General features: G+C 65.5%; 18 protein-coding genes. 7 read left to right on the top strand and 11 right to left on the bottom strand.

Annotated elements, in window-relative coordinates; genetic code table 11:
* Positions 1-145: 145 nt before the first annotated feature.
* From fusA to DIE16_RS33580, 4 genes are all read right to left on the bottom strand, one after another.
* Entirely contained in the window at positions 146-2,257 is a 2,112-nt protein-coding gene (gene fusA, locus DIE16_RS33595) for an elongation factor G (RefSeq protein WP_044845578.1), read from the bottom strand.
* Positions 2,258-2,480: 223 nt separating this feature from the next.
* Positions 2,481-2,981, bottom strand: a complete 501-nt coding sequence (locus tag DIE16_RS33590) for a DUF192 domain-containing protein (RefSeq protein ID WP_044845579.1) — start codon at positions 2,979-2,981, stop codon at positions 2,481-2,483.
* Positions 2,982-3,141: 160 nt separating this feature from the next.
* A complete protein-coding gene (locus tag DIE16_RS33585) occupies positions 3,142-3,354 on the bottom strand; it encodes a hypothetical protein (RefSeq protein WP_072465376.1) in 213 nt (70 codons plus the stop codon).
* Positions 3,355-3,643: 289 nt separating this feature from the next.
* Positions 3,644-4,222, bottom strand: a complete 579-nt coding sequence (locus DIE16_RS33580) for a pseudouridine synthase (protein WP_124486986.1) — start codon at positions 4,220-4,222, stop codon at positions 3,644-3,646.
* 275 nt (positions 4,223-4,497) lie between these two features.
* On the opposite strand from DIE16_RS33580, the gene icd reads away from it, so the two are divergent.
* Both icd and DIE16_RS33570 read left to right on the top strand, forming a co-directional pair.
* Positions 4,498-5,754 carry an NADP-dependent isocitrate dehydrogenase gene (gene icd / locus DIE16_RS33575; protein ID WP_044845581.1) on the top strand — a complete coding sequence of 419 codons (1,257 nt, stop codon included), beginning with the start codon at positions 4,498-4,500 and terminating at the stop codon, positions 5,752-5,754.
* A 279-nt stretch (positions 5,755-6,033) separates the two neighbouring features.
* A complete protein-coding gene (locus DIE16_RS33570) occupies positions 6,034-8,262 on the top strand; it encodes an NADP-dependent isocitrate dehydrogenase (protein ID WP_044845582.1) in 2,229 nt (742 codons plus the stop codon).
* A 129-nt stretch (positions 8,263-8,391) separates the two neighbouring features.
* On the opposite strand, the gene DIE16_RS33565 is transcribed toward DIE16_RS33570, so the two are convergent.
* Positions 8,392-8,616, bottom strand: a complete 225-nt coding sequence (locus tag DIE16_RS33565) for a hypothetical protein (RefSeq protein WP_044845583.1) — start codon at positions 8,614-8,616, stop codon at positions 8,392-8,394.
* A 691-nt stretch (positions 8,617-9,307) separates the two neighbouring features.
* On the opposite strand from DIE16_RS33565, the gene DIE16_RS33560 reads away from it, so the two are divergent.
* Entirely contained in the window at positions 9,308-10,906 is a 1,599-nt protein-coding gene (locus tag DIE16_RS33560) for a multicopper oxidase family protein (protein ID WP_124894232.1), read from the top strand.
* 178 nt (positions 10,907-11,084) lie between these two features.
* Here the strand turns inward: DIE16_RS33560 and DIE16_RS33555 are convergent, their stop codons facing one another.
* Together DIE16_RS33555 and DIE16_RS36850 are read right to left on the bottom strand one after the other, a co-directional pair.
* Complete coding sequence (locus tag DIE16_RS33555) at positions 11,085-11,288, bottom strand: cold-shock protein (RefSeq protein WP_004196460.1); 204 nt, start codon at positions 11,286-11,288, stop codon at positions 11,085-11,087.
* A 56-nt stretch (positions 11,289-11,344) separates the two neighbouring features.
* The gene (locus DIE16_RS36850; protein WP_185641051.1) at positions 11,345-11,545 is read right to left on the bottom strand and encodes a hypothetical protein; all 201 of its coding nucleotides are present in this window, start codon (positions 11,543-11,545) and stop codon (positions 11,345-11,347) included.
* A 289-nt stretch (positions 11,546-11,834) separates the two neighbouring features.
* Here DIE16_RS36850 and clpS point away from each other — a divergent pair, with 289 nt between their 5' ends.
* The 4 genes from clpS to DIE16_RS33530 all read left to right on the top strand — a co-directional run bounded on the left by clpS (position 11,835) and on the right by DIE16_RS33530 (position 16,852).
* Positions 11,835-12,149 carry an ATP-dependent Clp protease adapter ClpS gene (gene clpS, locus DIE16_RS33545; protein ID WP_006398529.1) on the top strand — a complete coding sequence of 105 codons (315 nt, stop codon included), beginning with the start codon at positions 11,835-11,837 and terminating at the stop codon, positions 12,147-12,149.
* Positions 12,146-14,446: an ATP-dependent Clp protease ATP-binding subunit ClpA gene (clpA, locus tag DIE16_RS33540; protein WP_044845584.1), complete on the top strand. Its 2,301-nt coding sequence runs from the start codon at positions 12,146-12,148 to the stop codon at positions 14,444-14,446. The genes clpS and clpA overlap by 4 nt, the downstream gene beginning before the upstream one ends.
* A gap of 103 nt (positions 14,447-14,549) precedes the next feature.
* Positions 14,550-15,929 carry an amino acid permease gene (locus DIE16_RS33535; RefSeq protein ID WP_124486988.1) on the top strand — a complete coding sequence of 460 codons (1,380 nt, stop codon included), beginning with the start codon at positions 14,550-14,552 and terminating at the stop codon, positions 15,927-15,929.
* A gap of 152 nt (positions 15,930-16,081) precedes the next feature.
* A complete protein-coding gene (locus tag DIE16_RS33530) occupies positions 16,082-16,852 on the top strand; it encodes a membrane protein (RefSeq protein WP_044845586.1) in 771 nt (256 codons plus the stop codon).
* A gap of 63 nt (positions 16,853-16,915) precedes the next feature.
* Here DIE16_RS33530 and dut read toward each other — a convergent pair whose 3' ends face one another.
* The 4 genes from dut to ileS all read right to left on the bottom strand — a co-directional run bounded on the left by dut (position 16,916) and on the right by ileS (position 22,037).
* Positions 16,916-17,362 (bottom strand): dUTP diphosphatase, encoded by a 447-nt coding sequence (gene dut / locus DIE16_RS33525; protein WP_124486989.1) that lies wholly within the window; start codon positions 17,360-17,362, stop codon positions 16,916-16,918.
* A gap of 55 nt (positions 17,363-17,417) precedes the next feature.
* Positions 17,418-18,629, bottom strand: coding sequence for a bifunctional phosphopantothenoylcysteine decarboxylase/phosphopantothenate--cysteine ligase CoaBC (coaBC, locus tag DIE16_RS33520; protein ID WP_124894231.1), 1,212 nt, complete (start codon positions 18,627-18,629; stop codon positions 17,418-17,420).
* Positions 18,630-18,696: 67 nt separating this feature from the next.
* Positions 18,697-19,197: a signal peptidase II gene (lspA, locus tag DIE16_RS33515; protein WP_044845589.1), complete on the bottom strand. Its 501-nt coding sequence runs from the start codon at positions 19,195-19,197 to the stop codon at positions 18,697-18,699.
* A 2-nt stretch (positions 19,198-19,199) separates the two neighbouring features.
* Entirely contained in the window at positions 19,200-22,037 is a 2,838-nt protein-coding gene (ileS, locus tag DIE16_RS33510) for an isoleucine--tRNA ligase (protein ID WP_124523867.1), read from the bottom strand.
* Positions 22,038-22,137 lie beyond the last annotated feature (100 nt).

Raw genomic sequence — 22,137 nt, 5'->3', positions numbered from 1 at the left:
GGGCTTACGGGTACCGCGACGACGAATACTTCTTCCTCAAGATCCGCGCCGCGTTCCCCGGTAATCCTCGATGAACCGAAAAAAAGCCCGTCCGGAACCGGACGGGCTCGTACTTGCCGCGCAGCAGTGCGCAGGTGCGCCGCGCTTACTTCACTTTCGCGTTGATCACGGCTTCCGACACGTTCGCCGGCGTTTCCGCGTAGTGCTTGAACTCCATCGTGTACGTCGCACGGCCTTGCGTCGCCGAGCGCAGTGACGTCGAATAGCCGAACATTTCCGCGAGCGGCACCTCGGCGCGCACCAGCTTGCCGCCACCGCCCGCGATGTCTTCCATCCCCTGCACGATGCCGCGCCGGCTCGACAGGTCGCCCATCACGTTGCCCATGAAGTCCTCGGGCGTCTCGACCTCAACGGCCATCATCGGCTCGAGCAGCACCGGCTTGGCCTTGCGCATCGCTTCCTTGAACGCCATCGAGCCGGCCATCCGGAACGCGTTTTCGTTCGAGTCGACGTCGTGGTACGAGCCGAACGTCAGGTGCACCTTCACGTCGACCACCGGGTAGCCCGCGAGCACGCCGCTCTTCAGCGTCTCGGTGATGCCCTTGTCGACGGCCGGGATGAATTCGCGCGGAATCACGCCGCCCTTGATCTCGTCGAGGAACTCGTAGCCCTTGCCGGGGTTCGGCTCCAGCGTGATCACCGCGTGCCCGTACTGGCCGCGCCCGCCCGACTGCTTGACGAACTTGCCCTCGACATCGGATGCCGTCGTGCGCACCGTTTCGCGATACGCGACCTGCGGCTTGCCGACCGTCGCCTCGACGCCGAACTCGCGCTTCATCCGGTCGACCAGGATTTCGAGGTGCAGCTCGCCCATCCCCGAAATGATCGTCTGGCCGGATTCCTCGTCGGTCTGCACGCGGAACGACGGATCTTCCTGCGCGAGACGGTTCAGCGCGAGGCCCATCTTCTCCTGGTCGGCCTTCGTCTTCGGCTCGACGGCCTGCGAGATCACCGGCTCCGGGAATTCCATCTTCTCGAGGATGATCGGCTTGGCCGGATCGCACAGCGTGTCGCCCGTCGTCGCTTCCTTCAGGCCCACTGCCGCCGCGATGTCGCCCGCGCGTACTTCCTTGATTTCCTTGCGCTCGTTCGCGTGCATCTGCAGGATCCGGCCGAGCCGCTCCTTCTTGTCCTTCGTCGCGTTCAGCACCGTGTCGCCCGATTCGACGACGCCCGAATACACGCGGAAGAAGATCAGCTGGCCGACGAACGGATCGGTCATGATCTTGAACGCGAGCGACGAGAACGGCTCGTCGTCGCTCGGGTGACGTTCGGCCGGCTTCTCCGGATCGTGGAAGTCGTGACCGAGGATGGCCGGCACGTCGACCGGCGACGGCAGGTAGTCGATCACCGCGTCGAGCATCGCCTGCACGCCCTTGTTCTTGAACGCGCTGCCGCACAGCATCGGCACGATCTCGTTGGCGATCGTGCGCTGGCGCAGCGCGGCCTTGATCTCGTCCTCGGTCAGCGATTCATGGTCGTGCAGGTACTTCTCGAGCAGTTCCTCGCTGGCTTCCGCGGCGGCCTCGACCATCTTCTCGCGCCATTCGTGCGCGAGCTCGACGAGATTCGCGGGGATGTCTTCGTACGTGAACTTCACGCCCTGGCTTTCGTCGTCCCAGACGATCGCCTTCATCTTCACGAGATCGACGACGCCCTGGAAATGATCTTCCGCGCCGATCGGAATCTGGATCGGCACGGCGACGCCCTTCAGGCGCTCGCCGATCTGGCGCTGCACGCGGAAGAAGTCCGCGCCGATGCGGTCCATCTTGTTGACGAACGCGATGCGCGGCACCTTGTACTTGTTCGCCTGGCGCCATACGGTTTCGGACTGCGGCTGCACGCCGCCGACCGAGTCGTAGACCATGCACGCGCCGTCGAGCACGCGCATCGAGCGCTCGACCTCGATCGTGAAGTCGACGTGCCCGGGCGTGTCGATGATGTTGATCCGGTGTTCGGGGTAGTTGCCGGCCATGCCTTTCCAGAAGGCCGTGGTCGCAGCCGACGTGATCGTGATGCCGCGTTCCTGTTCCTGCTCCATCCAGTCCATCGTGGCCGCGCCGTCGTGCACTTCACCGATCTTGTGGCTCACGCCGGTGTAAAACAGGATGCGCTCGGTCGTCGTGGTCTTGCCGGCATCGATGTGAGCGCTGATCCCGATATTGCGATAGCGCTCGATGGGGGTTTTGCGGGGCACGTGAACCTCCTGGTGGTTCGGATCGTAAGCGGGACGGCGGCGCCGGCCCGGGCTGAAACAAGCGAGATTTAAAGCATAGCGCTTGTCCGTGGCTTTTGCAGATGCGGGCAAGGTGCGCCGTATCAAGGCGGCCGCGGCCGCCGGCCGGCGAAAAAAAAGCCGGCGCCCAACAAGCAGGGCGGCCGGCTGCGGTCGATGCGCGGCGGTGCCGCGGCGATGGCGATTACTGGGCCTTGGGCAGCCCGTCGAGCTTCATGCCCGGCTTGATGCCTTTCGCCGCGAACCAGCCCTTGCTCATTTCGAGCGCATAGACACCGTTGTTGCGCGGGCAGTGGTTGTCGGTCGTCTCGGCCTTCATCTCGTCGATGTCGGTGATCGTGCCGTCCGCGCGGACGAACGCGATCGACAGCGGGATCAGCGTGTTCTTCATCCAGAAGCAGTGCACGGCGTTCTCGTTGAACACGAACAGCATGCCTTCGTTCGGCGCGAGCTGCGACCGGTACATCAGCCCCTGTTCGCGATCGGCGTCGTTCGCGGCGACGGCCGCGTCGATCACGTACATGCCGGCGCGCAGCTTCACGCGCGGGAACTCGCCCGGCTGCTTGGCGCCGGGCGGCATCTGGGCGTGGGCGGTCTGCATGCCGAGTGCGAGGACGGCGAGCGCGGCGGGAAACACGGCGGCGCGCGCAAGGCGGCCGAGCGACGGGCGCAGGGAGAATCGCACAGCAGGGCTCCTATCGGGAAAACGAGACCCGCATGGTACGCGAAGCGCGCCGGCGGGCACAAAAAAGAAAAAGGCAGATCGCCTCGCGGTGATCTGCCTTTCAACGCCGTAAGAACGGCAAGACTGCGTGTTCTTGACTGCGTTATTACAAACAGCTTGCTTAGTTCGAAGCAGCTGCCGGTGCTTCGGCTTCGCTAGCTGCCTTCTTAGCTGCGTGGTGCTTCTTCTTTGCGTGGTGCTTCTTGGCAGCGTGCTTTGCCGGTGCCGAAGCAGCTGCCGGAGCAGCAGCCGAAGCAGCTTCCGGAGCCGAAGCTTGTGCGAATGCTGCCGTTGCGAAGAGGCCAGCGACCAGAGCGGCGATCAGTTTGTTCATGTTGTGTTCCTCAGCTTTAGTTAATTAACCAAATGACCCGGCAATAGGAGTCATGTCGTCTAACGGTGCCATCCACCTTTCGGTTGACAGACGCTTCGAGAAATTTCTCTTTGCGCTGCGGGCGCCGAATCGTATTCGAAGAAAACGTCGCTTTCGTGACGCAAACACGGAAATACCGGTTCGGCTGCCAATGCCGGATAGCTAAGGTTGGCATCTGCGTGGTTTAACGCACGATCTTCGCCGGCGGTTGACGAAAAAGATGACGAAAAATTCGCGCGTCCCGAATTCATCATTCGGTGCGTGCGAAACCGTCCCAGGGGGCCCGCGGCGGCAACGCGATTGTTTCGCCCGGTGCAATGCCGAGCGCGAATATGTCGAGCGCGCCAATGCCGACACGCACGAGACGCAAGGTCGGGAAGCCGATCGCGGCCGTCATCCGGCGCACCTGCCGGTTCTTGCCTTCGGTGATCGCGAGTTCGATCCACGTGGTCGGGATCGCGGCGCGATAGCGGATCGGCGGGTTGCGCGGCCACAGCGCCTCGGGCGGTTCGATGAATTCGGCGCGGCACGGGCGCGTCACGTAGTCGCCGAGATCGACGCCGCGCGCGAGTGCCTTCAGGTCGGCCGGTCCCGGCGCGCCGTCGACCTGCGCCCAGTAGCGCTTGACGAGCTTGTGGCGCGGCTCGGCGATGCGCGCCTGCAGCGCGCCGTCGTCGGTGAGCAGCAGCAGGCCCTCGCTGTCCGCGTCGAGCCGGCCGGCCGGGTAGACGCCGGGCGTGGTTACCCAGTCGCCGAGCGACGGCCGCGTCTCGTGCGCGGAAAACTGGCAAATCGTGCCGAACGGCTTGTTGAGGGCGATCAGGGTCATGGCGGGGCGCCCGCCCGGCGTGCCGCGGGGCGGCGGGACGGGCGGTCTATGGCAAATGGCGGAATCTTAATGCATAATACGGAACGGCAAGTCCTCTGTCTTATATAAGACATAAGGGAAGACTTGATACGCAGCGTCGCGCTTCGTGCCGCCGGCCCCGGTTGGGGCGCTAGAATAGCGGCTCGCTGTTGCCGTCACGAAGGTGGCAAGGCCACCTCGCCGCGCGCGCAGTTTCGACCAGCATCACCTGCTCAGCCACGTCACTGGAGTCGATCATGCCGTATCAGCACATCAAGGTTCCGGAGGGCGGTGACAAGATCACCGTCAACAAGGACTTCTCGCTCAACGTTTCCGATCAGCCGATCATTCCCTACATCGAAGGCGACGGTACGGGCTTCGATATCACGCCGGTCATGATCAAGGTCGTCGACGCGGCGGTCGCGCATGCCTACAAGGGCAAGCGCAAGATCCACTGGATGGAGATCTTCGCGGGCGAGAAGGCGACCAAGGTGTACGGTCCGGACGTGTGGCTGCCGGACGAGACGCTGCAGGTGCTGAAGGAATACGTGGTGTCGATCAAGGGGCCGCTCACGACCCCGGTCGGCGGCGGCATCCGTTCGCTGAACGTCGCGCTGCGCCAGGAACTCGACCTCTACGTCTGCCTGCGTCCGGTCCAGTATTTCAAGGGTGTGCCGTCGCCGGTGCGCGAGCCGCAAAAGATCGACATGGTGATCTTCCGCGAGAACTCGGAAGACATCTACGCGGGCATCGAATGGGCCGCGGGCTCCGAGCAGGCGAAGAAGGTCATCAAGTTCCTGCAGGAAGAGATGGGCGTGAAGAAGATCCGCTTCCCGGAAACCTCGGGGATCGGCGTCAAGCCCGTGTCGACCGAAGGCACCGAGCGTCTCGTGCGCAAGGCGATCCAGTACGCGATCGACAACGATCGCAAGTCGGTCACGCTGGTGCACAAGGGCAACATCATGAAGTTCACGGAAGGCCTGTTCCGTGACGCCGGCTATGCGCTCGCGCAGAAGGAGTTCGGCGGCGAGCTGATCGACGGCGGCCCGTGGATGCGCGTGAAGAACCCGAAGACGGGCAACGAGATCGTCATCAAGGATTCGATCGCCGACGCGTTCCTGCAGCAGATCCTGCTGCGTCCGGCCGAATACGACGTGATCGCGACGCTGAACCTGAACGGCGACTACATCTCCGACGCACTGGCCGCGCAGGTCGGCGGCATCGGGATCGCGCCGGGCGCGAACCTGTCGGATTCGGTCGCGATGTTCGAGGCGACCCACGGCACGGCGCCGAAGTACGCGGGCAAGGATTACGTGAACCCCGGTTCCGAGATCCTGTCGGCGGAAATGATGCTGCGCCACCTCGGCTGGACGGAAGCGGCCGACACGATCATCGCCGCGATGGAGAAGTCGATCCTGCAGAAGCGCGTCACGTATGACTTCGCGCGTCTGATGGAAGGCGCGACGCAGGTGTCGTGCTCCGGCTTCGGCGAAGTGCTGATCGAGAACATGTAAGTCCCTTCCGGGGCAGGCCGGCGGACCGCCGGCCGCCCCGGCGCCTACTGCCGGCGCCGGGGCGTTTCATGAACGGCAGGTTTGTTGGCAGGGCGGTCCGGCATGCGGGCCGCGGCGCCGCGATGCGGCCCGGGTGCCCTGCAAGGTAGAACATGACGGCCCTCGCAACACCACCGCCCGGCTAGCCGGCACACCCCTTTCGCGATCGACCCGGTCGCTCCCCGCCGGTTACCGCCGGCGCTCCTCAGTCCCAAATTTTCACGTAGCAACGCATCGACCATGTCCACTTCGCCCAAGATCATCTACACCCTCACCGACGAAGCGCCCGCGCTCGCGACCTATTCGCTGCTGCCGATCGTCAAGGCCTTCACGCGCTCGTCGGGCGTCGCCGTCGAAACGCGCGACATCTCGCTCGCCGGCCGCATCATCGCGGCATTCGCCGACGTCCTGCCGCCGGAGCAGAAGGGTTCCGACGATCTGGCCGAACTGGGCCAGCTCACGCTGAAGCCGGAAGCGAACATCATCAAGCTGCCGAACATCAGCGCATCGGTGCCGCAGCTCAAGGCCGCGATCGCCGAACTGCAGGCGCAGGGCTACAAGCTGCCGGCCTACCCGGAAGAGCCGTCGAGCGACGAAGAGAAGGCTGTCAAGGCCCGCTACGACAAGATCAAGGGCAGCGCGGTGAACCCGGTGCTGCGCGAAGGCAACTCCGACCGTCGCGCGCCGCTGTCGGTCAAGAACTACGCACGCAAGCACCCGCACAAGATGGGCGCATGGAAGGCCACGTCGAAGGCGCACGTCGCGCACATGACCGAAGGCGACTTCTACGGCAGCGAGAAGTCCGCGCTGATCGCCGATGCCGGCAGCGTGAAGATCGAACTCACGACGGCCGACGGCGTGAAGAAGGTGCTGAAGGAAAAGACGGCCGTGAAGGCCGGTGAAGTCATCGACGCCTCGGTGATGAGCCGCAAGGCGCTGCGCAGCTTCATCGAAGCGCAGATCGCCGACGCGAAGGCGCAGGACGTGCTGTTCTCGGTGCACCTGAAGGCGACCATGATGAAGGTCTCGGACCCGATCCTGTTCGGTCACTTCGTGTCGGTGTTCTACCGCGACGCGCTCGCGAAGCACGCGGACGTGCTGGCGCAGGCCGGCTTCAACCCGAACAACGGGATCGGCGACCTGTACGCGCGCCTGAAGGACCTGCCGGCCGACACGCGCGAAGCAATCGAAGCCGACGTCAAGGCCGAGTACGCGGTGCGTCCGCGCCTCGCGATGGTCAACTCGGACAAGGGCATCACGAACCTGCACGTGCCGAGCGACGTGATCGTCGACGCATCGATGCCGGCGATGATCCGCGAGTCGGGCTGCATGTGGGGCCCGGACGGTGAACTGTACGACGCGAAGGCCGTGATTCCGGACCGCTGCTACGCGGGCGTCTACCAGGCCGTGATCGAGGACTGCAAGCAGCATGGCGCATTCGACCCCGTCACGATGGGCAGCGTGCCGAACGTCGGCCTGATGGCGCAGGCGGCCGAGGAATACGGTTCGCACGACAAGACGTTCCTGATCCCGGCCGACGGCGTCGTGCGCGTCACCGACGAAGCCGGCAACGTGCTGCTCGAGCATGCGGTCGAGTCGGGCGACGTCTGGCGCATGTGCCAGACCAAGGACGCACCGGTGCAGGACTGGGTCAAGCTCGCGGTCAACCGCGCCCGCGCGACCGGCGCGCCGGCCGTGTTCTGGCTCGATCCGGCACGTGCGCACGACGCGCAGATCATCGCGAAGGTCGAACGCTACCTGAAGGATCACGATACGAACGGCCTCGACATCCGCATCATGACGCCGGTGGACGCGACGCGTTTCTCGCTCGAGCGCATCCGCGCGGGCAAGGACACGATCTCGGTCACGGGCAACGTGCTGCGCGACTACCTGACCGACCTGTTCCCGATCATGGAACTCGGCACCAGCGCGAAGATGCTGTCGATCGTGCCGCTGATGGCCGGCGGCGGGATGTTCGAGACGGGCGCGGGCGGCTCGGCACCGAAGCACGTGCAGCAGTTCGTCGAGGAAGGCTTCCTGCGCTGGGATTCGCTCGGCGAATTCCTCGCGCTGGCCGCGTCGCTCGAACACCTCGGCAACGCTTACCAGAACCCGAAGGCGCTCGTGCTCGCGAAGACGCTCGACCAGGCGACCGGCAAGTTCCTGGACGAGAACAAGTCGCCGGCGCGCAAGGTCGGCGGCCTCGACAACCGCGGCAGCCACTTCTACCTGTGCCTGTACTGGGCGCAGGCGCTGGCCGAGCAGACCGAGGACGCCGCGCTGAAGGCGCAGTTCGAAGGCGTCGCGAAGTCGCTGTCCGACAGCGAAGCGCGCATCCTGGAAGAACTGTCGGCCGCGCAGGGCAAAGCACAGGCGATCGGCGGCTACTACCGTCCGAGCGTCGAGCTGACGAGCCAGGCGATGCGCCCGAGCGCAACGCTGAACGGCATCGTCGACGCAGTCGCCTGACGCCGGCCGCGCCACCGCGCGCGCCCTGGCAACGGCAGCAGCCGACACGGCGGGCCTGGCGGCTCGCCGTCCCGCCGATAATGAAAACGCCCCGGTGACCCGGGGCGTTTTTCGTTGCAGGCGTGCCATTCAGACGTGAACGATTTCCCATTCGGCGATTTCGTGCGGCACTTCGAGCGTGGCCGTATCCAGTTCGGACGGCTGTTCGCAGTCGCCGCGGGAGATGTGGTCGGCTGCCACTTCCGGGCACGAGAACGCGCCGAGCGAGGCGTTGCCGAACGTCGCTTCCCAGCCGCCGTTTGCCGGCAGGATGTAGAACGACCCGAGCGCTGAACCAAAGCGAAATCCCTTCATTTCCGTTCTCCCTTTCTGATCACAAGCGATTCTGGTGTGCCGCCCGCCGGCGCGTCCGGCTGTGGCCCGACTGGCTGCTTGCGCCGGGTTCCGTATCGAACGTCGTGGCGAAGCGTCAGTGCATGGAACAAAGTCTACGTCCGCGAGCGCGCTCGATGGTGCGCGTAGAACGCTTTCTCGAAACAAAAATTCTCCTTTTAAAACAATGTGATATTTGGTGTGTTTTGTATTGCGGAATGATTTTTGGCATCGCGAAACAGCGAATTTGTGCCGTGCACCACGAATTTTTATAAAGCAGAGACTTGTTCCACATCGTGAAAAATCGAGGGGTTCAGGCAAAGAGGGCGCGCGACGCGTCGATGACGCGATGCGCAGCGGCAGCAAATGCCTTCGATCGGGCGTGACCAAAGCGGGGATTGCAAGGCGTCGATCGCCCCGGCCGGCGTGAGGGCAGCGGGGCCCGCGGCGTCGTTCGATGAGCGAAAACGCGGCCCGCGCGGCGCGCGAATCGTCGGGCCGGCAGCGTCGTGCGGCGTATCGACGCTCGCGCGGTGTCGCGGCGTTTCGACCGAGCGCTGCGGTTATGATGACGCGGGCATCGGATTGCGCGTCGCACGGGCGCTTCCCCGTGCCGGCACGCGCGCAGGTCGCGACGGCCGCGCGATGCAGCACGAATAACGAGGAACGATTGATGATACGGAGAACCTTCCTGTCGCACGCCATCGGTGTCGCGGCCGCTTCGCTGTTTGCGCGCGCCGCATGGGCGCAGCATGCCGGTCACGCGGGCATGGCCGGCATGGATCAGATGGACGACATGCCGGGCATGTCGGGAATGGCGGACCACGCGCAGCACCCGAAGCCGGCGCCGGCCGCGCTCGCCGCGGCCGATGCGCTGCCGGCCGGCACGCCGCTCGCGTCGCTACGCATCCTGGCAAACGAAAGCCGCGAACCCGGCACGTTCCGCGCGACGCTGGTCGCGCAGCCGGTCGCGCGTGCGATGCTGCACGGTGCGCGTCCGACGACGTTCTGGCAGTTCGGCGCGGACACGCAAGGGCCCGTCGTCGGCCCGCTGATCGACGTGCGCGAGGGCGACACGGTCGAGATCCGCTTCGTGAACAAGCTGCCGCAACCGTCGACGATCCACTGGCACGGCCTGCCGGTGCCGCCCGACCAGGACGGCAATCCGTCCGATCCGGTGGCGCCGGGCGCGTCGCATGTGTACCGCTTCACGCTGCCGAAGGGCAGCGCCGGCACCTACTGGTATCACCCCCATCCGCACATGATGACGGCCGAACAGGTATTCCGCGGGCTTGCTGGGCCCTTCATCGTGCGCGCCGCCGACGACCCGCTCGCCGGCTGGCCCGAGCGCAACCTGTTCGTATCCGACCTGAAGCTCGCGCGCGACGGCACGATCCCGCCGAACGACATGATGGACTGGATGAACGGCCGCGAAGGCCAGTTCGTGCTGGTCAACGGGGCGCGCCGGCCGCAGATCGACGTCGCGGGCGACGAGCGCTGGCGCGTGTGGAACGCATGCAGCGCGCGCTACCTGCGCGTCGCGTTCGACGACGGCCGCGCGTTCGAGCAGGTCGGCACCGACGGCGGGTTGTTCGATGCGCCGCGCCGCGTGACGTCGCTGCTGCTCGCGCCGGGCGAGCGTGCGGAACTGCTGGTGCGCTCCGGCGACCGCGCGTCACGCGCGGTGCTGCAGGCGGCCGAATACGACCGCCGCAAGATGGCAATGTCGCACGACGGCGGCCACGGCAGCCTGCCGCCGGATCCGGCGCTGGCGCTCGCCGATGTCGCGTTCGCGCCTGCAGCGGCGCGCGCGCTGCCCGCGACGCTGCGCAGGGTGCCCGCGCTCGGCGAGCCGGTCGCGCAGAAGACGATCGAGTTCGGCGAAAAGATGGACATGGACGCGATGATGAAAGGGCCGGCACACGGCCGCCCGGCGGGCATGCGCTTCATGATCAACGGTGCGACCTACGCGCCGCATCGCGCGACGCTGACCAGCCGCCGCGGCGACGTCGAGCGCTGGACCCTGCGCAACGCCACCGACATGGATCACCCGTTCCACTTGCATGGCACGCAATTCCAGGTGATCGAGCGCGCGTCGGACGGCACGCGCACGAGCGAACCGTTCCGCGCATGGCGCGATACCGTCAACGTGCGCAGCGGCGAGACCGTGACGCTACTCGTCACGCAAGACATGCCCGGCGAGCGCATGTTTCATTGCCACATTCTCGAACACGAGGATCTCGGCATGATGGGCACGCTGAAGGTCGTGTAACGGATATCGAATATGTTTCACGCGCATGACGGCATTCGATCTGCGCGTGCAACAAGACAATACGTGTTCGATTATCGGGATTGAACGAAAAGGCCGGCCAATCGAATTAACGAGTGGCCGGCCTGAAAAAAAAGAAACCCGGCGCAATGCCGGGTTTCTTCGTCTGATATCCGGTGCCTTACGCGGCCTGGATGTTCGACGCTTGCTTGCCCTTCGGCCCTTGAACGACCTCGAAGCTCACCTTCTGGCCTTCCTTCAGGGTCTTGAAGCCCTGCATGTTGATGGCCGAGAAGTGCGCAAACAGATCTTCACCGCCCTCGTCGGGAGTGATGAAACCGAAGCCCTTCGCGTCGTTGAACCACTTAACGATACCAGTTGCCATTTCCTACTTCCCCTGTCACACAGTCGCTGCTACTTACCACGAGCACGCTCGAAAAGCTAAACGACCGGAAAATACAGCCGTTCCCCCCTCACAAGCTCACCTTCGGCCTCTTTCATTTCGCCAACCGGCGAGTTGAAAAAAGTGCCAGCTTGATTGTTGGCGCTCTTTATTTGAGTGTCAAGGGGAATTTTTAGACGTTTAGAGGGACGTTGTAAAGAACCCATTTTCAGGGTTTTTCCGGCTTTGCTTTGCAGCATCCCGTCGAGCGCGCGGACTTGAAAAGACGCATAATCGGCTCATATACCAGGCTCGAGTGACACGCGATCGAGTCGTCCCGGCTTGTGGGATACTGGACGCGGATGCGACGTCCGGTGCAGTTTCCCCCTGACGGTTCGTGTTCCGCGCCACGCGTGAAAGCCGGCACCGCAGCCGGCTTTCGTATGGTGCGAAGACGATCGCGGGTCGTCGGGAACCAGGGAGGGCACCGGCCGGTCGGTCGGGTAACGGCAGGATTGCGGGCCTGTCCGAGTTGTTTAGAATGGGTGTATGGCGATTATCCCGGACAAGCAGGACAGCACCGTCCTGGAACGCAAGCAGCAGAAGCTCAAGCCGCCTTCGATGTACAAGGTGGTGCTGCTGAACGACGACTTCACGCCGATGGAGTTCGTCGTGATGGTCGTACAGGAGTATTTCAAGAAGGATCGCGAGACGGCCACGCAGATCATGCTGAAGGTCCATCGCGAAGGGCGAGGGGTTTGTGGGGTCTATACGCGGGACATCGCGTCGACCAAGGTTGAGCAAGTCGTTACCCATGCGCGGCAGGCCGGGCATCCGCTGCAGTGCGTGATGGAGGAAGCATGATTGCCCAGGAATTGGAAGTCAGCCTGCACATGGCGTTCATGGAAGCACGCCAGGCGCGCCATGAGTTCATTACGGTCGAGCATCTGCTGCTGGCCCTGCTGGATAATCCGACGGCAGCCGAGGTGTTGCGCGCGTGTGCGGCCAACATCGAGGACTTGCGTCAGAACCTGCGCAATTTCATCCACGACAACACACCTACCGTCCCGGGCACCGACGATGTCGATACCCAGCCGACGCTCGGTTTCCAGCGCGTGATCCAGCGCGCGATCATGCACGTCCAGTCGACGTCGAACGGCAAGAAGGAAGTGACCGGCGCGAACGTGCTGGTCGCGATCTTCGGCGAGAAGGATTCGCACGCGGTCTACTACCTGCAGCAGCAGGGCGTCACGCGCCTGGACGTCGTGAACTTCATTTCGCACGGCATCGCGAAGACGAACGGCGGCGAAGCCGCGAAGTCGTCCGACGCGAACGCGGAAAGCGAAGACGCGAATGCGCAGAAGGAAACCCCGCTCGCGCAGTTCACGCAGAACCTGAACCAGATGGCGAAGGACGGCCGCATCGATCCGCTGATCGGCCGCGAGCCCGAGGTCGAGCGCGTCGTGCAGGTGCTGTGCCGCCGTCGCAAGAACAATCCGCTGCTCGTCGGCGAGGCCGGCGTCGGCAAGACCGCGATCGCGGAAGGGCTCGCCTATCGCATCACGCGCGGCGAAGTGCCGGACATCCTCGCGAACGCGCAGGTGTATTCGCTCGACATGGGCGCGCTGCTTGCGGGCACCAAGTATCGCGGCGACTTCGAGCAGCGTCTGAAGACGGTGCTGAAGGAGCTGAAGGAACGGCCGCACGCGATCCTGTTCATCGACGAAATCCACACGCTGATCGGCGCGGGCGCCGCATCGGGCGGCACGCTCGACGCGTCGAACCTGCTGAAGCCGGCGCTGTCGTCGGGCACGCTCAAGTGCATCGGCGCGACCACGTTCACCGAGTATCGCGGTATCTTCGAGAAGGACGCGGCGCTGTCGCGGCGCTTCCAGAAGGTCGACGTGACGGAGCCGACCGTCGAGCAGACGGTCGCGATCCTGCGCGGGCTGAAGTCGCGCTTCGAGGAGCATCACGGCGTCAAGTATTCGTCGGGCGCGCTGTCGGCCGCGGCCGAACTGTCGGCGCGCTTCATCACCGACCGTCACCTGCCGGACAAGGCGATCGACGTGATCGACGAAGCGGGTGCCGCGCAGCGCATCCTGCCGAAGTCGAAGCAGAAGAAGACGATCGGCAAGAGCGAGATCGAGGAAATCATCTCGAAGATCGCGCGCGTGCCGGCGCAGAGCGTGTCGCAGGACGATCGCAGCAAGCTGCAGACGCTCGACCGCGACCTGAAGAGCGTTGTGTTCGGGCAGGATCCGGCGATCGACGCGCTCGCCGCGTCGATCAAGATGGCGCGTGCGGGCCTCGGCAAGATGGACAAGCCGATCGGCGCGTTCCTGTTCTCCGGCCCGACCGGCGTCGGCAAGACCGAAGTGGCGCGCCAACTCGCGTTCACGCTCGGCATCGAGCTGATCCGCTTCGACATGTCGGAATACATGGAGCGTCACGCGGTGAGCCGGCTGATCGGCGCGCCGCCGGGCTACGTCGGGTTCGACCAGGGCGGCTTGCTGACCGAAGCCGTCACGAAGAAGCCGCACTGCGTGCTGCTGCTCGACGAGATCGAGAAGGCGCATCCGGACATCTTCAACGTGCTGCTGCAGGTGATGGACCACGGCACGCTGACGGACAACAACGGCCGCAAGGCGGATTTCCGCAACGTCATCATCATCATGACGACGAACGCGGGCGCCGAGTCGATGCAGAAGGCGACCATCGGCTTCACGACGCGCCGCGAAACGGGCGACGAGATGACCGACATCAAGCGCCTGTTCACGCCGGAGTTCCGCAACCGCCTGGACGCGATCATCAGCTTCCGCTCGCTCGATGAGGAAATCATCATGCGCGTGGTCGACAAGTTCCTGATCCAGCTCGAGGAGCAGCTGCACGAGAAGAAGGTCGACGCGCTCTTCACCGACGCGTTGCGCAAGCATCTCGCGAAGCACGGCTTCGACCCGCTGATGGGGGCGCGGCCGATGCAGCGGCTGATCCAGGACACGATCCGTCGCGCGCTGGCCGACGAGCTGCTGTTCGGCAAGCTCGTCAATGGCGGCCATGTGACGGTCGACGTGGACGAAAACGACAAGGTGCAGTTGTCGTTCGACAAGCTGGCGAATCCGCCGCACAAGCCGAACGAAGAGGCGGTCGAAGTCGAGTAAGCGATAATTCGTGGTTCATGCGAACGGCGCGGGAAGTTCTCCGCGCCGTTTCGTTTTATCTGGCGCCGGTGGCGCGATGGCGGTGCAGGGGAGTGGTAACGCAGTGACACAACAACAACGATCGTTCGACAACATCGTCGCGCGCGAACAAGGCTTGCGCCATGCGCTGACGTCCGGGCAGATGGCGATGATCGCGATCGGCGGCGCGATCGGCACGGGGCTGTTCCTCGGCAGCGGGTTCGCGATCGGGCTCGCCGGCCCGAGCGTGCTGGTTTCGTACGCGATCGGCGCGCTGATCGCGCTGCTGCTGATGGGCGCGCTCGCGGAAATGACGGTCGCGCATCCGACGGCCGGTTCGTTCGGCGCGTATGCCGAGCACTACGTCGGCCCGCTCGCGGGCTTTCTCGTGCGCTATGCATACTGGTTCGCGGTAGTGTTCGCGATCGGCACCGAGATCAGCGCGATCGCCGTCTTCATGAAGTACTGGTTTCCGGCCGTGCCCGGCTGGTATTGGGTGATCGGCTTCTCCGCGCTGCTGATCGCGGTGAACCTGGCGAGCGTCACGCTGTACGGCTCGGTCGAATACGCATTCTCGCTGCTGAAGATCGCGGCGATCGTCGTGTTCATCGTGCTCGGCGCGTATCTCGTGTGGTCGGCGCCGGCGGCTTCCGGCATCGGCTTCGCGAACTACACCGCGCATGGCGGCTTCATGCCGAAAGGGCCGTGGGGCACCTGGGTCGCGGTGATCGTCGCGATCTTCAGCTACATGAGCATCGAGGCGGTCGCGATCGCGGCCGGCGAGGCGCGCGATCCGCAGCACGCGGTCACGCGCGCGTTCCGCTCGACGGTGTTCCGGCTCGTGCTGTTCTACCTGCTGACGCTGTCGCTGATGCTCGCGATCGTGCCCTGGACCCAGGCCGGCACCGACGAAAGCCCGTTCGTGAAGGTGATGGCCGCGACGCACGTGCCGTATGCGGCCGGCGTGATCAACTTCGTGCTGCTGATCGCGGCGCTGTCGGCGATGAACAGCCAGCTCTACGTGACGACGCGGATGATGTTCAGCCTGTCGCGCGCGCGGCTCGCGCCCGCGGTGTTCGGCCGGCTCGGCAGCAACGGCGTGCCGCGCGCGGCGCTGTGGATCTCGACCAGCGGCGTCGCGGTCGCGGCCGTGCTGGTCGCGCTGTCGCCCGACACCGCGTTTACCGTGATGATGGCGATCGCGATGTTCGGCGCGCTGTTCACGTGGATGATGATCTTCGTCACGCATCTGCGCTTTCGCGCGCGGTACCGCGGCCCGGCGCTCGCGTTCCGGATGTGGGGACACCCGTTCGGCAGCCTGCTCGGTGCCGGGCTCGTCGGCGCGATCCTGCTGACGACCGCGTTCACGCGCGAATTCCGGATGACGATGGTGGTCGGCGTCGTGTTCGTCGTGCTGCTGACGCTCGCGTACGCGCTGCACTATCGGCACCAGCACGCGCGCTGACGCGTGCGTTCCCGCCGCGGGGCTGCGGCCCGCGCGGCATCGCAACGCCCGCCGCGCTAAGGTTCCGTTAAGCCGGCGGCGATTACATTCGAACCTGTCCGCGATCCGGGCCGGCGCACGCCAGCCCGGCGCCATCTGTAAAAGAGGTTCGAATGAACAAACTTCCCGAAATCACGCTCGCGTTCTGGATCATGAAGATCTGCGCGACGACGCTCGGCGAAACCGGCGGCGACCTGCTCTCGATGACGCTGAACGTCGGCTATGCGGTGAGCTCGATCCTGCTGTTCGGTTTCTTTCTCGTCACGCTCGGCGCGCAGCTCAGGACGACGCAATATCGCCCGGCGATCTACTGGGCCGTGATCGTCGCGACGAGCACGGCGGGCACGACGATGTCCGACTTCATGGACCGCACGCTCGGCCTCGGCTATGCGGCCGGCTCGTCGATTCTCGTCGCGATCCTGCTGGCGATCTTCACGGTGTGGCGCCTGAGCGGCGAATCGCTGTCGGTCGACCTGATCCGCACGCGCAAGGTCGAGCTGCTGTACTGGATCGCGATCCTGTTCTCGAACACGCTCGGCACCGCGCTCGGCGATTTCCTCGCGGACAGCTCGGGCCTCGGCTTCGGCGGCGGCGCGCTGCTGATCGGCGGGCTGCTCGCGGCGATCGTGCTCGCGCACTACTTCACGCGCATTTCCGGCGTGCTGCTGTTCTGGGCGGCGTTCGTGCTCACGCGTCCGTTCGGGGCGACGGTCGGCGACCTGCTGACGAAACCGGTCGCCAAGGGTGGACTCGCGCTCGGCACGGTCGGCTCGTCGGCGGTGCTGCTCGGCGTGCTGGTCGCGCTGGTGATCTACGCGAGCATCGCGCAGGCGCGGCGCCGCGAACTCGTACCCGCGCGGATCGCGCAGACGGCCGAGCGGTGAGCGCAGTCACACTGAATCGGAAAAAGGAAAGGGGCCGCGAGGCCCCTTTTTGCGTTGCGCCGCTCAGTGACGGCCGGTGCTGCCGAAGCCGCCTTCGCCGCGATCGCTTTGCGCGAAGTCGTCGACGATGTTGAACTGCGCCTGCACGACCGGCACGATCACGAGCTGCGCGAGCCGCTCGAACGGGTTCAGCACGAACTCCGTCTGGCCGCGGTTCCACGTCGACACCATCAGCTGGCCCTGGTAGTCGGAGTCGATCAGGCCGACGAGGTTGCCGAGCACGATCCCGTGCTTGTGGCCGAGGCCCGAGCGCGGCAGGATCAGCGCTGCGTAGCCGGGGTCTTCGAGATGGATCGCGAGGCCCGTCGGAACCAGCGTCGTTTCGCCCGGCTGCAGCGTGACGGGCGCGTCGAGACACGCGCGCAGGTCGAGGCCCGCGCTGCCGGTGGTCGCGTAGGCGGGCAGGTAGTCGCGCATGCGCGCGTCGAGAATCTTCAGGTCGAGTTTCATGCGGTCGTCGAATCGGTCGGGAAGGGCGCGGCGGCGCGGGCCGCCGCGCGGGTGATCAGATCAGGCGGTTGTCCGGCAGGCGCTTCGCGATTTCCGCGACGAGCACGTGCGCGAGTTCGTCCTTCGGCGCGCGCGGCAGGCGCGTGAGGCCGGCTGCCTCGAACAGCACGACTTCGTTGTCGTCGCGGCCGAACGTCAGCGGGCCGAGGTTGCCGACCAGGAGCGGCACGTTCTTGCGCTTGCGCTTCTCGTCGCCGTGCACGTCGAGGTCGCCGCTTTCGGCCGCGAAGCCGACGCAATACGGCGGATCGGGCAGCGCGGCGACCGACGCGAGGATGTCGGGGTTCTCGACGAACGCGAGCGCCGGCATCTTGCGGTCGGCCGTCTTCTTCATCTTGTGCTCGGCCGGCTGATCGACGCGCCAGTCGGCGACCGCGGCCACCGCGATGAAGATGTCGGCGTCGGCTACCGCCTGCATCACCGCGTCGTACATCTCCTGCGCGGTCTGCACGTCCTGGCGGTACACGCCCCACGGCGTGTCGAGCGCGACCGGCCCCGCGACGAGATGCACGTCGGCGCCGGCCTGCTGCGCGGCGCGCGCGAGCGCGAAGCCCATCTTGCCGCTCGAGCGGTTCGTGAGGCCGCGCACCGGATCGAGCGGCTCGAACGTCGGGCCGGCCGTGATCAGCACGCGGCGGTGCGCGAGTACCTTCGGCGCGAAGTGCGAGACGATCGCCTCATAGATCGCCTCGGGCTCGAGCATGCGGCCGTCGCCGACTTCGCCGCACGCCTGCGCGCCCGAATCGGGGCCGAGCACCGACACGCCGTCGGCGCGCAGTTGCGCGGCATTGCGTTGCGTGGCCGGGTTCTGCCACATCTGGCGGTTCATCGCGGGCACGACGAGCAGCGGACAGTCGCGCGCGACGCACAGCGTCGACAGCAGGTCGTCCGCGAACCCGTGCGCGAGCTTCGCGAGGAAGTCCGTCGACGCGGGCGCGATCACGATCGCGTCGGCTTCGCGCGACAGGTCGATGTGCGCCATGTTGTTGCCGATGCGCGCGTCCCACTGGCTCATGTAGACGGGCCGGCCGGACAGCGCCTGCATCGTGACGGGCGTGATGAACTGCGTGGCGGCTTCGGTCATCGCGACCTGCACGGTCGCGCCTGCCTTCGTCAGCAGCCGGGTGAGCTCGGCGATCTTGTAGCAGGCGATGCCGCCCGTCAGGCCGAGAACGAGGTGTTTTCCTGCGAGTTCTGCGTGTGCCAACTCAGGCCTCCAAGGGTCAAACGGAACGGCCGGCGCGAAGCCGGCCGTCGCCACCGAGTATGCGCGCTCAGCGCGAGCCGCGCACGCGACGCAATTCGTCGTAGATCAACAGCACCGCGCCGATCGTGATCGCGGAATCGGCGAGGTTGAACGCCGGGAAGTGCCAGTCGCCGAGGTGGAAATCGAGAAAGTCGATCACGTGGCCGTAGATCAACCGGTCGATCACGTTGCCGAGCGCGCCGCCGAGGATCAGCGCGAGCGACACGCTGAACAGCCGCTGGTGGCCGTGGCGCTTCAGCAGGAAGCAGATCACGAGCGTCGCGCCGACGCCGAGCGCGGTGAACGCCCAGCGCTGCCAGCCGCTCGCGGTCGACAGGAAGCCGAACGCGGCGCCGCGGTTGTACACCAGCACGAGGTTGAAGAACGACGTCAGCGCATGCTGCGCGCCGTACGCGAACGTTTTCAGGATCGCGATCTTCGACAGCTGGTCGAACAGGATCACGATCAGCGAAATGCCGAGCCAGGGCGCGAGCGCGCCGCTGGCCGGTTTCGACAGGGTTTTCGCCATATTTACGCAGCGCTCCGGATTTCGCCGTTTTCAAACAGGTTCGAGAAGCAGCGGCCGCACAGCGTCGGATGATCGGCGTGCGCGCCGACGTCCTCGCGGTAGTGCCAGCAGCGTTCGCACTTCTGGTATTTGGACGCGGCCACGTCGACGCTTTCCTGCGCTTCGTCGTCGACCTTCACGACCGTTGCCGCCGACGTGATCAGCACGAACTTCAGGTCGTCGCCGAGGCTCGTCAGCGCGTCGTAGCGCGCGCCGCTCGCATGCACGGCCACTTCGGCCTGCAGCGACGAGCCGATGCGGTTCGCGGTGCGGGCTTCCTCGAGCGCCTTCGTCACGTTGCCGCGCACGTCGCGCAGCAGCGCCCACTTCTCGATCAGCGCGGCCGCGCCGGCGACTTCCGGATACGCGTAGTAGGTTTCCGTGAACACGGTGTCGCTGGCCGGCTGGAACACCTTCCACGCTTCTTCCGCGGTGAACGACAGGAACGGCGCGAGCACGCGCAGCAGCCCGTGCGTGAGGTGGTACAGCGCGGTCTGCGCGGAGCGGCGTGCGCGCGAATCGGCCGCGCTCGTGTACAGGCGGTCCTTCAGCACGTCGAGGTAGAAGCCGCCGAGGTCTTCCGAGCAGTACGTCTGCAGCTTCGCGACGACCGGGTGGAATTCGTACTTCTCGTAGTGGCCGAGCAGTTCCGTCTGCAGTTGCGCGGAGAACGCGACCGCGTAGCGGTCGATCTCGAGCCATTCGTCGACCGGCACCGCGTGCTGCGCGAAGTCGAAGTCCGACAGGTTCGCGAGCAGGAAGCGCAGCGTGTTGCGGATGCGGCGATAGCCTTCGGTCACGCGCTTCAGGATTTCCTCGGAGATCGCGAGTTCGCCCGAGTAGTCGGTCGACGCGATCCACAGCCGGATGATTTCCGCGCCGAGACGGTTCGCGACTTCATGCGGGTCGATGCCGTTGCCGAGCGACTTGCTCATCTTGCGGCCTTCGCCGTCGACCGTGAAGCCGTGCGTGAGCAGGCCCTTGTACGGCGCGCGGCCGTCGATCATCGATGCGGTCAAGAGCGACGAGTGGAACCAGCCGCGGTGCTGGTCCGAGCCTTCGAGGTACAGGTCGGCCGGGAACTGCAGCTGATCCTTGTGCGAGCCGCGCAGCACGTGCCAGTGCGTCGTGCCCGAGTCGAACCACACGTCGAGCGTGTCGCGGTTCTTTTCGTACAGGTTCGCGTCGTCGCCGATCAGCTCGCGCGGATCGAGCGTCTGCCACGCCTCGATGCCCGACTGCTCGACACGCTTCGCGACTTCCTCGAGCAGTTCGAGCGTGCGCGGATGCAGCTCGCCGGTTTCCTTGTGCACGAAGAACGCCATCGGCACGCCCCATTGGCGCTGGCGCGACAGCGTCCAGTCGGGACGGTTCGCGATCATGCTGAACAGGCGCTGCTTGCCCCACGACGGGTAGAACGCGGTGGCGTCGATCCCTTCGAGCGCGGTTTCGCGCAGCGTCTTGCCGCCGTCGCGCGGCGTCACGTCCATGCCGGCGAACCACTGCGACGTCGCACGGTAGATGATCGCCGTCTTGTGACGCCAGCAGTGCATGTAGCTGTGCTTGTAGTGCTCGCTGCGCAGCAGCGAGCCGGCCTCGCGCAGCGCGTCGACGACCTTCGGGTTCGCGTCCCAGATCGACAGGCCGCCGAACAGCGGCAGCGATTCGATGTAGCGGCCGTCGCCCATCACCGGGTTGATGATGTCCGAGTCGGTCATCCCGTGCGCCTTGCACGACTGGAAGTCCTCGATGCCGTAGGCGGGCGACGAGTGCACGACGCCGGTACCGGTGTCGGTCGTCACGTAGTCGCCGAGGTAGACGGGCGCGGTGCGCTTGTAGCCGGGGTGGGCCGATGCGAGCGGGTGGTGAAAGCGCAGGTTGGCGAGCTTCACGCCCGGCGCGGTCGCGACGACGCGGCCGGTCAGCTTGAAGTCGGTCATGCAGGCTTCGACACGCTCTTCCGCGATGATCAGCAGCCCGCGCTCGGTGTCGACCAGCGCGTAGACGATTTCCGGATGGAGGTTCAGCGCCTGGTTCGCGGGGATCGTCCACGGCGTGGTGGTCCAGATCACGATGCCGCCCTCGGCGCGCGGCAGTGCCGGCAGGCCGAACGCCTGCGCGGTCTTTTCCGGTTCCGCGAACGCGAACATCACGTCGATCGTCGGGTCGGTGCGATCCTTGTACTCGACTTCCGCCTCGGCGAGTGCCGAGCCGCAGTCGAAGCACCAGTTCACCGGCTTCAGCCCGCGATACACGTAGCCCTTCTCGATGATCTTGCCGAGCGCGCGGATTTCTTCCGCCTCGTTGACGAAGTTCATCGTCTTGTACGGGTTCGCCCAGTCGCCGAGCACGCCGAGACGCTTGAAGCCGACCTTCTGCTTCTCGATCTGCTCGGTCGCGTACGCGCGCGCCTTGCTCATCACTTCGGCCGCCGGCAGCGACTTGCCGAACTGCTTCTCGATCTGGATCTCGATCGGCATCCCGTGGCAATCCCAGCCCGGCACGTACGGCGCGTCGAAGCCGGCCATGTTGCGCGACTTGACGACGATGTCCTTCAGGATCTTGTTGACCGCGTGACCGAGGTGGATGTCGCCGTTCGCATACGGGGGGCCGTCGTGCAGGATGAACTTCGGCCGGCCCTGGCTGGCCGCGCGGATCTTCTCGTAGATGCCGCGCTCTTCCCATTCCTTGACCCACTGCGGCTCGCGCTTGGGCAGGTCGCCGCGCATCGGGAACGGCGTGTCGAGCAGGTTGACCGGATACTTGGCCTGCGGTTTCGAATCGGCTTTCTTGTTGCTCATGATGGGATCGCTATCTAAATCGGGGGACGCTCGTGCGTCGTGAATCGGGGATGCGCGCGGGTCGGCGGCGCGAGGGTGCGGCGCGGGGCGCCGCCGGCCG

Origin of the sequence: Burkholderia sp. Bp9090, assembly GCF_003857985.1 — a bacterium.
Taxonomy (GTDB): Bacteria; Pseudomonadota; Gammaproteobacteria; order Burkholderiales; family Burkholderiaceae; genus Burkholderia.
The sequence above is the reverse complement of the archived record's forward strand: the minus strand, read 5'-3'. Positions and strand labels throughout refer to the sequence as shown.